This is a genomic window from Burkholderia sp. B21-005 (assembly GCF_020843965.1).
In the GTDB taxonomy this organism is placed as follows: domain Bacteria; phylum Pseudomonadota; class Gammaproteobacteria; order Burkholderiales; family Burkholderiaceae; genus Burkholderia; species Burkholderia ambifaria.
This window is the reverse complement of sequence record NZ_CP086301.1, coordinates 1340544-1353886: the sequence shown is the minus strand read 5'-3', so window position 1 is coordinate 1353886 and position 13343 is coordinate 1340544. Positions and strand designations below refer to the sequence as shown.

The 13343-nt window shown below is 69.3% G+C and carries 10 protein-coding genes; 2 read left to right on the top strand and 8 right to left on the bottom strand.

Going from position 1 to position 13343, the window contains the following annotated elements; all coding sequences use genetic code 11:
* Window positions 1-220 precede the first annotated feature (220 nt).
* Entirely contained in the window at window positions 221-946 is a 726-nt protein-coding gene (locus LMA02_RS06350) for a response regulator (protein WP_228907316.1), read from the top strand.
* Window positions 947-2317: an ATP-binding protein gene (locus LMA02_RS06345; RefSeq protein WP_228907315.1), complete on the top strand. Its 1371-nt coding sequence runs from the start codon at window positions 947-949 to the stop codon at window positions 2315-2317.
* Window positions 2318-2497: 180 nt separating this feature from the next.
* On the opposite strand, the gene LMA02_RS06340 is transcribed toward LMA02_RS06345, so the two are convergent.
* The 8 genes from LMA02_RS06340 to LMA02_RS06305 all read right to left on the bottom strand — a co-directional run bounded on the left by LMA02_RS06340 (window position 2498) and on the right by LMA02_RS06305 (window position 13110).
* On the bottom strand, window positions 2498-3538 hold the full coding sequence (locus LMA02_RS06340; RefSeq protein WP_228907314.1) for a FecCD family ABC transporter permease: 1041 nt from the start codon (window positions 3536-3538) through the stop codon (window positions 2498-2500).
* Window positions 3535-4569, bottom strand: coding sequence for an ABC transporter substrate-binding protein (locus LMA02_RS06335; RefSeq protein ID WP_416378660.1), 1035 nt, complete (start codon window positions 4567-4569; stop codon window positions 3535-3537). Before LMA02_RS06335 ends, LMA02_RS06340 begins: the two co-directional genes overlap by 4 nt.
* Window positions 4566-5339, bottom strand: coding sequence for an ABC transporter ATP-binding protein (locus tag LMA02_RS06330; protein ID WP_228907615.1), 774 nt, complete (start codon window positions 5337-5339; stop codon window positions 4566-4568). The genes LMA02_RS06335 and LMA02_RS06330 overlap by 4 nt, the downstream gene beginning before the upstream one ends.
* A 429-nt stretch (window positions 5340-5768) precedes the next feature.
* Window positions 5769-6749 carry an NADPH:quinone oxidoreductase family protein gene (locus LMA02_RS06325; protein ID WP_228907312.1) on the bottom strand — a complete coding sequence of 327 codons (981 nt, stop codon included), beginning with the start codon at window positions 6747-6749 and terminating at the stop codon, window positions 5769-5771.
* A 126-nt stretch (window positions 6750-6875) separates the two neighbouring features.
* Complete coding sequence (locus LMA02_RS06320; RefSeq protein WP_228907311.1) at window positions 6876-8705, bottom strand: acyl-CoA dehydrogenase; 1830 nt, start codon at window positions 8703-8705, stop codon at window positions 6876-6878.
* Window positions 8706-9239: 534 nt separating this feature from the next.
* On the bottom strand, window positions 9240-11564 hold the full coding sequence (locus LMA02_RS06315; RefSeq protein ID WP_228907310.1) for a xanthine dehydrogenase family protein molybdopterin-binding subunit: 2325 nt from the start codon (window positions 11562-11564) through the stop codon (window positions 9240-9242).
* Window positions 11561-12022, bottom strand: coding sequence for a (2Fe-2S)-binding protein (locus LMA02_RS06310; RefSeq protein WP_006754739.1), 462 nt, complete (start codon window positions 12020-12022; stop codon window positions 11561-11563). Before LMA02_RS06310 ends, LMA02_RS06315 begins: the two co-directional genes overlap by 4 nt.
* 383 nt (window positions 12023-12405) lie before the next feature.
* Window positions 12406-13110: a FadR/GntR family transcriptional regulator gene (locus tag LMA02_RS06305; RefSeq protein WP_228907309.1), complete on the bottom strand. Its 705-nt coding sequence runs from the start codon at window positions 13108-13110 to the stop codon at window positions 12406-12408.
* Between the last annotated feature and the right edge of the window lie 233 nt (window positions 13111-13343).

Genomic DNA, 13343 nt, shown 5'->3' with positions numbered 1-13343 from the left:
AGCGCACAATATTGAGATATGAGTGACGGAGCCCGCAGTCTAGGTGCCGCCGTGCACCGGGGTTGTCCGTAATCTGCGGGGAATCTGTGCTCAATTGTGTTCGATTGTTCGCGATTGTCGTCCTGCTGCCCGGGGCGCCGGAACGCCGGCTAGAATTCGCGTGCCGCGCCGCGCGCCCGCCTGCCGGGAGCCGGGACGACGCGCGCATATCGAGGAGACCATGTACGACAATCCGCTCAAATACCGTGTGCTGCTGATCGAGGACGACGACCGCCTCGCGCAGCTCGTGCGCGAATACCTCGACAACTATGAATTCACGGTAACGGTCGTGCGGCGCGGCGACCTGGCCGTCGCGGCGGTGCGCGAGCACGAGCCCGCGCTCGTGATACTCGACCTGATGCTGCCGAATCTCGACGGGATGGAAGTGTGCCGGCGCATTCGCGCATTCACCAACGTGCCGGTGCTGATTCTCACCGCGCGCGCGGACGTCTACGATCAGGTCGCGGGCCTCGAAACCGGCGCCGACGATTACGTGACGAAGCCGATCGAGCCGCGCGTGCTGGTCGCGCGCGCCCGCGCGCTGCTGCGCCGGGCACAGCCGGCCGCGACGGAAACCCGCGCCGCCGCGCCCGACGCGCTGATATTCGGCGACCTGACGATCTCGCCGCCGAACCGCACGGTCACGTGGCGCGGCGAACCGGTCGACCTGAAAACGGCCGAATTCAACCTGCTGCTGATCCTCGCGCGCGCGGCCGGCACGGTGCTGAGCCGCGACGACATCCTGAAGCAGTTGCGCGGGATCGAGTTCGACGGGCTCGACCGCTCGGTCGATTCCGGCATCTCGAAGCTGCGGCGCCGTTTCGAGGATGCGTCGTCGGAGCCGCACAAGATCAAGACGATCTGGGGCCGCGGCTACCTGTTCAGCCCTTCCGCGTGGGACGAATAAATGCTGCGTCCGTTGATCAGGCTGTACCTCATCGTGATCCTGTGCGTCGCCGGATCGATCGCGTTCATCCAGTTCTCGTTCGACCGGATCTTCTACGAACGCGCCGCGCAGGCGCAGCGAGACTCGCTGACGACCTACGCGTTCGTGCTGAACGATTATCTCGAACGCCATCCGGGCGCGCAGCGCACGCTCGCGCTGCGCGAGCTCGCGAAGCACGGCAATGAAGGATTCGACTTCGTGACGATGGCAGAGGCCCGCGCCCAACTGAGCGGCGCGCCATTGCGCGACCTCGACGCTCACAAGATCGCGATCGGCTACGACGGCAAGGATTACTACATGCCGCTCGCGGACGGCTCCGTGCTGCATGCGCGCCCGATCCAGCCCTTCGACCTCGACATCAAGATCTACGCCTACTTGCTGCTCGCGCTCGCCGCGCTGTTCGCGGTCGTGCTGTGGATCTCGTATCACTGGCGCGACCTGCGCAGGCTGCAGGCCGCCGCCCATGCGTTCGGCGCGGGCCGCCTGTCGACCCGCGTGAAGCTGTCCGGCCGGTCGAACATCTACGAGCTGTCGCAGCAATTCAACGACATGGCCGAGCGGATCGAGGCGTCGATCAAGCAGCAGCGCGAGATGATGCACGGGATCTCGCACGAGCTGAAGACGCCGCTCGCCCGCCTCGAATTCGGGCTCGCGCTGCTCGCCGAATCCGACGAGAGCGGCCGGATGCGCGAACGCCGCGACGAACTGCGGCGCGACGTGCGCGAACTCGACGAACTGGTGACGGAGCTGCTGACGATCGGGCGCCTCGAACAAGGCGCCAGCGAGCTCGCACCGATGGACGTCGTCGTCGATGCGCTGATCGACAGCGTCGCCGGCAACGTCGCGAACGACCTCGCCGATCGCGGCATCACGCTCGGCGTGTCGACGACCGGCGCGCCCGCCACCCACGTGTGCGATCCGAAACTCGTCGCCCGTGCGCTGCTCAACCTGATCCGCAACAGCGCGCGCTATGCGGCGCGCACGGTCCTGCTGTCCGCGACGCACGATGCGTCCGGTGCACTGGTGCTGAGCGTCGACGACGACGGCCCCGGCATTCCCGCCGCCGAGCGCGCACGCGTGTTCGAACCGTTCCAGCGGCTCGATTCGAGCCGCGACCGGCAGACCGGCGGGTTCGGTCTCGGGCTCGCGATCGTGCGACGCGTCGCGCTCGTGCACGGCGGTAATGTGCGACTCGAGGATTCGCCGCTCGGCGGTGCACGCTTCGTGATTTCGCTGCCGGCGCGGACCTTGCCGGACTTCCTGGGCAACGCGCAGGCGAGTCCGGCACGCGGCCGGGCCGAGCTGGGCGACGCGGCTTCACCGCTTCGCTGAGCGGTGCCGCGGTGCCACGGTGCCACGGTGCCACGGTGCCGAGGTGCCGCGGTGCCGCGGTGCCGAGGTGCCGAGGTGCCCAGGTGGCGAGGTGGCGAGGTGGCGAGGTGGCGAGGCGACACATGATGCGCCGCCCCGCTCTCGCCCGCCGAGCATCGCCGACCGCTCAGCGCAAGCCGCTCACCGCCGCCGCAACAGCGCGACGAAGAACAGGCTGCCGAACAGCGCGGTCACGATGCCGATCGGCAGATCCTCCGGCGCCGCGAGCGTGCGCGCAGCGACATCGGCCCACACGAGCATGATCGCGCCCGTCAGCGCGGCGACCGGCAGCAGCCGACCGTGCTCGGCGCCGACGACGCGACGGCACAGATGCGGCGTCACGAGACCGACGAAGCCGATCGCGCCGCTCACTGCGACCACCGCACCGGTCGCGAACGATGCGATGACGAACACCTCGCGCCGCATCCGCCCACCCGACACGCCGAGCGCGGCTGCCGCGACGTCGCCCGACATCAGCGCATTCAGCTCGCGCCGCCGCGCGTAGAGCGCGCCGCCCGCGAGCACCGCGCACACGGCCGGCACCGGCAGCAGATCCCAGCGCGCGAGCCCGACGCCGCCGAGCATCCAGAACAGCACCGACGACGCGGCGCGCTGGTCGCCCAGATACAGCAGAAGGTTGCCGAACGCGGCCATCATGAACGACACGGACACGCCGGCGAGCAGCAGCCGGTCGGCGTCGAGCCGGCCGCGCCGGTACGCGAGCGCGACCACGCACGCGGTCGCGGCCAGCGCACCCGCGAACGCGGCGGCCGACAGCGTGAACGGACCGAACACCGCACCTGCCACCACTGTGACCGCGACGGCGCCGAGCATCGCGCCCGCGCTCACGCCGAGCAGATGCGGATCGGCGAGACGGTTCGCGGTCGCCGCCTGCAACGCGACGCCGACCGCCGCGAGCGTCGCGCCGACGATCGCGGCGAGCAGCGCGCGCGGCATCCGGATCAGCCAGACGATGCTGTCGTCGCCCGTGCCGGTGGCCCACGAAGCGGTCGCGCCGAACGCGGACGCAGCGTGCGCGGCGACGATCCGCGCGGCGGCCGACATCGAGATCGGCGCGGGGCCGAACGCGGCGGACACGACGATCGATACCGCCAGCAGCACCATCAGAACGGCCGTCACCCTGCGCGGCCCGAGCCGCGACACGCCACCCCGCGCGCTCATCGCGACGGCGCGGCGAACGCGGCCGGATACAGCGCGCGCGCCAACGCCTCGACGGCCGCGACGTTCTCCGGGCCCGGCGTCGCCGCGTCGTACGGAATCACGACGAAACGCCGGTCGCGAATCGCGGCGACGCGCGCGAGCGCCGGCTGGCTCAGCAGGAACTGCTGCTTCTGCGCGGCCGTCACGGCCGAGTAGTCGACGATCACGATCGCCTGCGGATCGCGCGCGACCACGCTTTCCCAACCGACCTGCGTCCAGCTGCGCGGCACGTCGTCCATCACGTTGCGCGCGCCGGCCGCCGCGAGCAGCGCGCTCGGCATCGCGAGCCCGCCCGCGGTCATCGGCTTGTCGGTGCCGCTGTCGTAGACGAACACGCGCAGCGGCGCGGGACGACCGATCGCGCGCGACACCGCCGCGAGGCGCGCGCGCATGTCGGCGACGACCTGCGCGGCGCGCGCGTCGACACCGAAGATCCGGCCAAGATTGGTCAGGTCGCGGAACACGTCGTCGAACGACGCGGGCGGCCGCTTCATCACGTGCGAGCACGATTCGGTCAGCTCATACGTGCGAATGCCGAACGGCGCGAGCGTCGCCGGCGTCACCGCGCCGCCGACATGCATCCCGTAGTTCCAGCCCGCGAGATAGAAGTCCGCACGCGCGGCCGCCAGCACCTCGAGCGACGGATATTGAGCGGCCAGTTCCGGCACGCCGCGCAGCGCGTCGTGCACGCGCGCGGTACCGGTCTTCCAGCCGCCGATACCGGTATAGCCGACGAGCCGGTCCTTCAATCCGAGCACGAGCATCATCTCGGTCAGGTTCACGTCGTTGCTCACCGCGCGCGTCGGCGCGCGCTCGAACGTCACGTCGCGATCGCAGCTGCGCACGGTGACGGGATACGCGCCGGCATGAGCGGCCGCGCAGCCGAATACGACGGCCGCGACAAGCGAGCGAGAAAGCAGGCGGGAATGCGGGCGGGAATGCGAGGAACGCCGCGATCTGCGGCATGAAACGGAAAACGGCATGATGGTCATTCCGAATGAAGCGGCGTGATGCGCGGCCGACCTGTGACCGGATGGCGATCGACGAGCGCGGCGACGCCGAACACATCGCGCAGCAGTGCATCGGTCAGCACGTCGGACGGCGAGCCGGACGCGACGACGCGCCCGTGCGCGAGCACGTGAAGCCGGTCGCAGTACGCGGCCGCGAGATTGAGATCGTGAATCGTCGCGAGCGTGGCGATGCCGAGGCGCCGCACGCGCGCGAGCAGTTCGAGCTGGTGACGGAGATCGAGGTGGTTGGTCGGCTCGTCGAGGAGCAGCAGTTCGGGCTGCTGAACAAGCGCGCGCGCCAGCAACGCGCGCTGCTTTTCTCCACCCGACAGCGACGCGAAACGTTGCGCGCGGCGCTCGATGAGGTCGACGTCTCGCAACGCGGCTTCGACGATCCGGCGATCGTCGGCGCGCTCGCCCTCGAACGCGCGCTGGTGCGGCGTGCGTCCCATACCGACCAGTTCGTCGACCGTCAGCCCGAAGTCGTCGGGCGTCTCCTGCTGGAGTACAGCGACGCGCTGTGCGAGCGAGCGCGGCCGCATTCGCCATACGTCCTGCGCATCGAGCGCGATGCGGCCCGCGTCGGGCCGCGCATAACGGAACACGCAGCGCAGCAGGCTCGTCTTGCCGCTGCCGTTCGGGCCGACGAGCCCGACGAACTCGCCTGCGGCGACGGTGAGCGTCACGGCGTCGAGCACGGCGAGCGCGCCACCGGGCGACCAGCTCACGCGCTCGATATCGAGCCTGTGCATCACGGGCAGCCTTCCGCGGCAAGCGCGCCGGAGCTCGCCATCACGCAACCCGGCAGCGTCGTGCACCCATGCGCGGCGCGTGCACGCCGCCCCCCGTCGTTGCGTTCCGATGCGCAATCGCGTCGCGCGCGGCGCACGGCCGTGTTCCTGGTCTTCGTCAATTCGTATCGATCTTCGCGTGGCTTGGCCGCAGGCGGCCGTGCCCGGCAAACCGGGCCGGCCCGCGGCAAATACGTCAGATGATACAATATATCAACTTGATCGTCAGGAATTTGTCAGGTCGAGAGCAGGATGGCCCAACCGGAATCGACATGACGAACGAGCCGTCGCCGTTCGCGCGGCGCGCTCACGTGCAGCGATGCACGGACACCTCGGCGGCCAACGCGGCGCCCGATCGGGCCGCCGCCGCTTGGTCCGGTGTCAGCGTGATCACGCGTCCGGCAGGATCACGACCTTGCCCTTGACCTGCCGGTTCGCCATGCGCGCGATCGCGTCGGCCGCAGCCGACAGCGGCACGCGTTCGGTGATGGCCGGCCGTACCTTGCCGGCCGCGAACCATTGCGCAAGCTGGCGCATGTTCGCCGCGTGCTGCGCGGGATCGCGCCGCACCGCGTCGCCCCAGAACACGCCGAGAATATCGCGCTCCTTGAGCAGCGCCAGGTTCAGCGCGATCTTCGGAATCTCGCCGGCCGCGAAACCGACCACGAGGAACCGGCCGCGCCACGCGGTCGCGCGCAGCGCCGCCTCGCTGTACGCGCCGCCGACCGGATCGTAGACGACGTCCGCGCCGCGGCCGCCGGTCAATTCGTCGACGCGGCGCCGCAGGTCCTCGGTCGCATAGTCGATCGTGTCGTCGGCGCCGGCTTCGCGGCACAGCGCGAGCTTGTCCGCGCTCGACGCGGCCGCAATCACGCGCGCGCCCAGCGCCTTCGCGATCTCGATCGCCGCCAGCCCGACGCCGCCCGCCGCACCCAGCACCAGCAGCGTCTCGCCCTGCTGCAGACGCGCGCGCTGCTGCAGCGCATGCAGCGACGTTCCGTAGGCCAGCACCAGCGCCGCGCCCTGCTCGAACGTCATCCCCGGCGGCAGCGCCGCGATCTGGTGCACGTCGGCCACGCACTGCTCGGCGAAGCCGCCGTGACCGGTGAACGCGACCACCTCGTCGCCCGGCTGCCATGCGCTCACGCCGTCGCCGACCGCGTCGATCACGCCGGCGAATTCCGCACCGGGCGAGAACGGCAGCGCCGGCTTCACCTGATACAGTCCCTGGACGATCAGCGCATCGGGGAAATTGAGCGATGCCGCCTTCACGCGAATCCGCACCTGGCCCGCGGCCGGTTCGGGAATCGCGACGTCCTCGATACGCAAGCGGTCGATCGGGCCGAATGCGGTACACATCAGGGCTTTCATGCTTTCCTCTCTCCTTGCGCGACGTCGCCGCGCATCGATACGGCAGCGGGACACGCCCGCGCGAGCGGCGCGCGGCGCAGGCACACCGGCCTGCACCGCGGCACCGTCATCCGTGCATCGCGACGCTCAGAACCACGCGTCGCGCATCTCGAGCGTCGTCGTATCGACGCTCGCCAGCAGATCGAGCTGCGCATCCACCTTCGGCAGCTCCCAGCGAAAGAAGTAACGCGCGGCGGCACGCTTGCCGTCGTGGAAATCGCCGTCATGCCCGTGCGCGGCAAGCGTCACGTCGAGCCACAGCCACGCGACGACCAGATGGCCGAACGCCTCCAGGTAGACGCTCGCATTCGCGAGCCGGACCTGCGGATCGTCAAGCTCGGCCAGCGCGCGCGTGACCTCGACGAGCCGCGCCCAGCGCTGCGCGAGCGCGTCGGCATGCGAGCGCGCGTCGCCGTCCGCGGCCCGTGCGCGCTGGAGCGTCGCGCCGATACGCGCATCGAGCGTGCGCAGCAGCGCACCGTCGTCCTGGCCGACCTTGCGGCCCAGCAGGTCGAGCGCCTGGATGCCGTGCGTGCCTTCGTGGATCGGGTTCAGGCGGTTGTCGCGATACAGTCGCTCGACCGGATAGTCGCGCGTATAGCCGTAGCCGCCATGCACCTGGATCGCGAGATCGTTGGCCGCGAGGCACCACTGCGACGGCCAGCTTTTCGCGATCGGCGTCAGGATGTCCAGCAGTTGAGCGGCCTCGGCGCGCACCGCCGCATCGCCATGCGCGCGCGCTTCGTCGACGAGCCGCGCGCAATACAGGATCAGCGCGAGCCCGCCTTCGACGTACGCCTTCTGCGCGAGCAGCATGCGCCGCACGTCCGGATGCGCGACGATCGGCGCCTGCGGCGCGGCCGCGTCCTTGCCGGCTGGTCCAAGCGGACGCCCCTGCGGCCGGTTGCGCGCGTAGTCGAGCGCGTGCAGGTAACCGGTGTAGCCGAGCGCCACCGCGCCCGCGCCGACGCCAATGCGCGCCTCGTTCATCATGTGGAACATGTAGGCGAGGCCGTGATTCGGTTCGCCGACCAGATAGCCGATCGCGCCGGCGCGACCCTGCGGACGATGGCGCGTGCCTTCGCCGAAGTTCAGCAGGCAGTTGGTCGTGCCGCGATAGCCCATCTTGTGATTCAGGCCGGCCAGCACCACGTCGTTGTGCTCGCCGCGCGCGGCGCCGTCGTCGGTCGGCAGGTACTTCGGGACGATGAACAGCGAGATGCCGCGCGTGCCAGGCAGAAGCCGGCCCTGTTCGTCGGGAATCTTCGCGAGCACGAGATGGACGATGTTCTCCGCCAGCTCGTGCTCGCCGCCGGAGATCCACATCTTGTTGCCGGTGATCCGATAGCGCGGGCCGAGCGGCGACGCACACTCGAAATCGGCGCGCGTGACGATATCGGACAGCGACGAGCCGGCCTGCGGCTCCGACAGGCACATCGTGCCGAAGAATCGCCCTTCCAGCTCGGGACGCGCGAACGCGTCGATCTGCGCGGGGCTGCCGTGCGCGAGCAGCAGGTTGGCGTTCGCGACCGTGAGGAACGGATACGCGGCGGTCGCGATGTTCGCGGCCTGGAAGAACAGGAACGATGCGGCTTCGACGAGCTTCGGCAACCGCATCCCGCCGAACGCTTCGTCCTGGCCCGCGGCGATCAGGCCGGCAGCCGCGAAGGCGCGCACGGCCGGCTCGACTTCGGGGATCAGCGTCACGCGCTCGCCGTCGAACCGCGGCTCCTCGCGATCGCCGCGCGCCGCATGCGGCGCGAACAGGTCGGCGGCGATCCGCTCGCTGGTATCGAGCACCGCATCGAAGGTCTCGCGGCTGTGCTCCGCATAGCGCGGCAGCGCGCCGAGCGTGTCGGCATCGAGCCAGTCGTACAGCAGGAACGCGAGATCGCGTCGCGACATCAGCAGGCTCATCGTGACACCCTCCGCGTGGCCTGCGTTTTCCCCATCGTCGACGGCCGCTCGCGCGCGGTCCGGCCGTGCGCGGCCCGGCCGTGCGCGGCCCGGCCGTGCGCGGCCCGGTCGATCCGCGGGTGCTCGATCGATGCATGCTCCATCACGTCTGTCTCCTGTCGACCAGAGTTAGCGCTTTAGCGCTTACTCTGGTCCCATGCTTTGCGGTCGACCAGAGTTAGCGCTTTAGCGCTTACTCTGGTCCCATGCTTTGCGGTCGACCAGAGTTAGTGCTTTAGCGCTTACTCTGGTCCCATGCTTCGCGGTCGGGCGGCGCGCCGGCGCGCCCGTGGGCGCCGGTTGCCGGAACCGGATGATTGGGTCGGTGACTGCAAGTGCTGGCGGAGAATTTAGCACGGTCGTTCGCAAACAACAATGCTCCGGCCTCGCGCCGCCGTCCGGCGAGCGCAGGCATTCGATCGATGCGCGGCGCCGGGGGCGCCGCAAACCCGTGCGCGAGCCGCACCCTGCCCATGGCAGGCGCGCGGCAGCGTATCAACCCGCCTTTTGCTTCGCGAGCTGATCCGCGACGGGCAGGCTGCGAATCCGCGTGCCGGTTGCCGCGAAGATCGCGTTGGTCAGCGCCGGCGCGACCGGCGGCAGGCCCGGCTCGCCCACGCCGCCGAGCGGTGTCGCATAGTCGTCCGGCGCGACCAGATGCACGCGGATTTCACGCGGCGCCTCGTTCATCCGGAGCACCTGGAAGCCGTTGAAATTGCTCTGCTCCGGTTGCCCGTCCTTGAACGTGATCTCGCCGTGCAGCGCGATGCCGAGCCCCATCACCACCGCGCCTTCGAGCTGCGAACGCACGCGCTCCGGGTTGACCTGCGGCCCGCAGTCGATCGCGATGTCGACGCGCGGCACCGAAATCGCGCCGTCCGCGGCCACCTGCACTTCGCACACGACCGCCGTGTACGACACGAAGCTGCGATGCGCGGCGATCCCCAGCCCGTGCCCCTTCGGCAGCTTGCGGCCCCAGCCGGCTTCGCGCGCGACCGTCTCGATCACGCGCCGCAGCCGTCCGGTATCGACCGGATACAACGCCGGATCCTCGCCGTAGTTCACGTTCTTCACCGTGATGTGCGGCTCGAAACGCCGCGCCGGCCCGATCAGGTCGAGCAGGAAATCCTTCGGGTCGCGGCCCGCCGCGTGCGCGAGTTCCGACACGAAGCTCTGGATCCCGAACGCGTGCGGAATGTTGTACACCGAACGGAACCAGCCGATCCGCGTGTGCGCTTGCGCGGCCGGGTTCTCGATCCGTACGTTCGGGACTGCGAATGGAAGATCAGCGATACCTTGCGCGAGCTCGCCCGGCTGCTCGTGCACGACGCCGGCCCTGAAGGTCGACTGGATCGACGGCGCGACCGTGCGATGCTGCCACGCGACCACCTTCCCCGCCGCATCGAGGCCGCCGTCGAACGCTTCCAGCGACACCGCGTGGAAATAGTCGTGCGCGATGTCGTCCTCGCGCGTGAACGTCAGCTTGACGGGCGCCCCCACCGCTTTCGACAGCAGCGCGGCCTCCACCACGTAGTCCGGTTTCGACTTGCGGCCGAAGCCGCCGCCGAGCAGCGTCACGTTGACCGTGACGCGCTCGCTCGGCAGCGCGAGCGCCTTCGCGATTTCGTCGCGCGTGGTCTGCGGCGCCTGCGTGCAGGTCCAGACTTCGCAGCGGCCGTCGGCCACGCGCGCGACGGCCGCGGGCGGCTCCATCGTCGCGTGCGCGAGATGCGGAATGTAGTACGTCGCACGCACCCGCTTCGCGGCGCCCGCGAGCGCCGCGGCCGTATCGCCGTCGTCGCGGATCACGTCGCCCGGCTGCGCGGCCGCCGCTTCGAGCGTCTTGCGGTAGGCCGCCGAATCGTAGCCTGCGTGCGGCCCGTGCTTCCAGTCGATCTTCAGTCGGGCGCGCGCCTGGATGGCCGTCCACGTGTCGCGTGCGATCACGGCCACGCCGCCGAGCGGCTGGAACCCGGACGGCAGCGGCGTCGACGCGAGCTGCACGACCTTGACGACACCCGGCAGCTTTTCCGCGGCGGACGCGTCGAACGACGCGACCGTATCACCATAGGCCGGCGGACGCGCGACGACCGCATACAGCATGCCGTCGAGCCGCGTGTCGATCCCGTAGTGCGCGCGGCCGCCGACGATGTCGCGTCCGTCGATCAATGCCGTTTCGCCCTTGCCGATATAGCGGAACTCGGCCGGCGCCTTCAATGCCACGCTCTTCGTATCGGGTACGGGCAGCGCGGCCGCCTTCGCGGCCAGTTCGCCGAAGCCGAGCTTGCGCCCGGTTTTCGTATCGACGACCTCGTGCACCGTCGCCTTCACTTGACGCACGTCGACGCCCCAAGTCGCCGCCGCGGCCTGCTCGAGCATCGTGCGCGCGGCCGCCCCCGCGCGGCGCAGCGCCGCGAAACTCTGGCGCAGACTGCGCGAACCGTCGGTGTTCTGGTTGCCGTAGCGCGGCTCGTCGCCGACGGCCTGCGCGACCTTCACGCGTGCCCAGTCCGCGCCCAGCTCGTCGGCGACCACGAGCGCGACGCTCGTGCGCACGCCTTGTCCCATCTCCGAGCGAATGCAGGTCACCGTCACCGTGCCGTCGGGCGCGATCGCGACGAACAGGTGCGGATCGTCACGCAAGCCGTGCGGCATGCCCGCGCCGCCGTACTGCGGATTCGGGCTGACCGGCGGCTGCGCGGGCGTGGCCGCGCGCGCAAGCGACGGCACGCCGAACGCGAGCAGCAGTCCGCCGGATGCGAAGCCGAGCAGCAATGCGCGGCGGCTTTCATTGTGGACGGAGAGTTCCGGCGCGTTCATGCGGCACCTCCGCGGCGCACCGCCAGCCGGATCGCCGCGCGAATGCGCGTATAGGTACCGCAGCGGCAGATGTTGCCGGACATCGCGTCGTCGATGTCGGCGTCGCTCGGATGGGGATTCGTCTTCAGCAGCGACGCGGCCTGCATGATCTGCCCGGACTGACAGTAGCCGCATTGCGCGACGTTCAGTTCCTGCCAGGCTTGCTGCAGCGGATGGTTCACGTCCGTCGACAGGCCCTCGATCGTCGTCACCTTCTTGCCCGCGGCGGCCGCAACGGGGGTGATGCACGACCGGATCGCGACGCCGTCGAGATGCACGGTGCATGCGCCGCACAGCGCCATCCCGCAGCCGAACTTGGTGCCCGTGTGGCCAAGGACATCGCGCAGATACCAGAGCAAGGGCATGTCGGGATTGCCATCGAAATGCCGTTCGCCACCGTTGACGGTCAGCGTGATCATCGTTCACCTCCTGGTTGCGACGCCGCGTCGCGCGGGCGTCGTGTGGGGATTTGAACGGCGCTGGGCACATTCCGAACGACCAGGTGGGCCTGACGCCGTTTCGTTTCCGGATTGCGGCGGGTGACGACGCAATCGGGGCGATGCTGCCGCCTGGTTGCCTGTGCAACGGTTCGGCGGGATTCGCGCGACTGCTCGTTCGCGTGGGATCGCCGTGCGTATTATCAGACGAATTGCGGTTTGTCGTCAGAACGGGGCGGTTTGCGGGGGCGACAGGGGAATTCCGCGAAACTGCCGAACGCGAGATGGATGCACGCGTATCGGCATGTCGCGCATGCCTGCGTGGGCCGGGCGTCAGGGATTTCGCGGGACCGGTATCGGCGCCGTCAGGGCGCCATCCCGTGCTGCAATGCGCCGCCGATCCAGCGCTCCTCCGACGCTTGAAGATGGGCGCGCATCGCGGTTTGCGCCGCGATCGGATCGCCCGCTTGCAACGCCTTCAGGATCTGCTCGTGCTCCCGCACCGCGGCGGCCCACGTTTCCGGGCTTTCCGAATGTCCGCGAATCGCGGCGGCAATCGGATCGTGTCGGCTATCGAACAACTCGCCCACGAAGCGGCTCAACACGGAGTTGCCTGCCACCTCCGCAATGAGCATATGAAACTGCCGGTCCGCATCGACGGGCGATTTTCCCGCGACGGCGAGCCGCTTCATGCGCTCGACCGTGCGACGCAATCGGTCCAGCGTAGCCGCCGAGAATCGCGCCGTGGCCAGCACGATCACCGAACCCTCTATGGCACCGCGTGCCTGCATCAGCTCCGATGGGCTCTCTCCCAACGCGGGCACCCCGCCACCGTCGCTCTCGCCAGGATCGCGAACGTAGACCCCGGAGCCCAGACGTATCTCGATCTGCCCGCCGATTTCGAGGGCGATCAACGCTTCGCGCAACGACGGGCGCGAGACCCCGAGCGTCGTCGCGAGCTCTCGCTCGGGCGGCAGTCGCCCACCGGCGGGAATGCCGCCCTGACGGATCAATGCGAGGATTTGCGCGGCCACGGATTGGTAAAGCCGCTTGGGTTCTGTCTGCTTCATGATCCGAAAAATGGTCGACCGAGATGGCCGGAGCTTCGCGTTCACGCGGAGTCTACCATGGCCACGAAACCCCCTACCAGCATGGGATCTACCCGAAATGAGGGTTAACACCATTGGTATGGTCACTTCAACATAATCACAATTGGCTTGACCAGATGAGCGCCACACATTCGAATTCATTGCAACTGGACTGGCCAGTTGCCGCTCGACGACTGCGCCAGTGACCTACGGAG

Excerpts from the sequence above, each read along its gene's own strand:
- LMA02_RS06310 (WP_006754739.1), bottom strand. The coding sequence starts at position 12,022 with ATGATCACGCTGACCGTCAACGGTGGCGAACGGCATTTCGATGGCAAT.
- LMA02_RS06325 (WP_228907312.1), bottom strand. The coding sequence starts at position 6,749 with ATGAAAGCCCTGATGTGTACCGCATTCGGCCCGATCGACCGCTTGCGT.
- LMA02_RS06345 (WP_228907315.1), top strand. The coding sequence starts at position 947 with ATGCTGCGTCCGTTGATCAGGCTGTACCTCATCGTGATCCTGTGCGTC.
- LMA02_RS06320 (WP_228907311.1), bottom strand. The coding sequence starts at position 8,705 with ATGAGCCTGCTGATGTCGCGACGCGATCTCGCGTTCCTGCTGTACGAC.
- LMA02_RS06315 (WP_228907310.1), bottom strand. The coding sequence starts at position 11,564 with ATGAACGCGCCGGAACTCTCCGTCCACAATGAAAGCCGCCGCGCATTG.
- LMA02_RS06330 (WP_228907615.1), bottom strand. The coding sequence starts at position 5,339 with ATGCACAGGCTCGATATCGAGCGCGTGAGCTGGTCGCCCGGTGGCGCG.
- LMA02_RS06350 (WP_228907316.1), top strand. The coding sequence starts at position 221 with ATGTACGACAATCCGCTCAAATACCGTGTGCTGCTGATCGAGGACGAC.
- LMA02_RS06305 (WP_228907309.1), bottom strand. The coding sequence starts at position 13,110 with ATGAAGCAGACAGAACCCAAGCGGCTTTACCAATCCGTGGCCGCGCAA.
- LMA02_RS06340 (WP_228907314.1), bottom strand. The coding sequence starts at position 3,538 with ATGAGCGCGCGGGGTGGCGTGTCGCGGCTCGGGCCGCGCAGGGTGACG.
- LMA02_RS06335 (WP_416378660.1), bottom strand. The coding sequence starts at position 4,569 with ATGACCATCATGCCGTTTTCCGTTTCATGCCGCAGATCGCGGCGTTCC.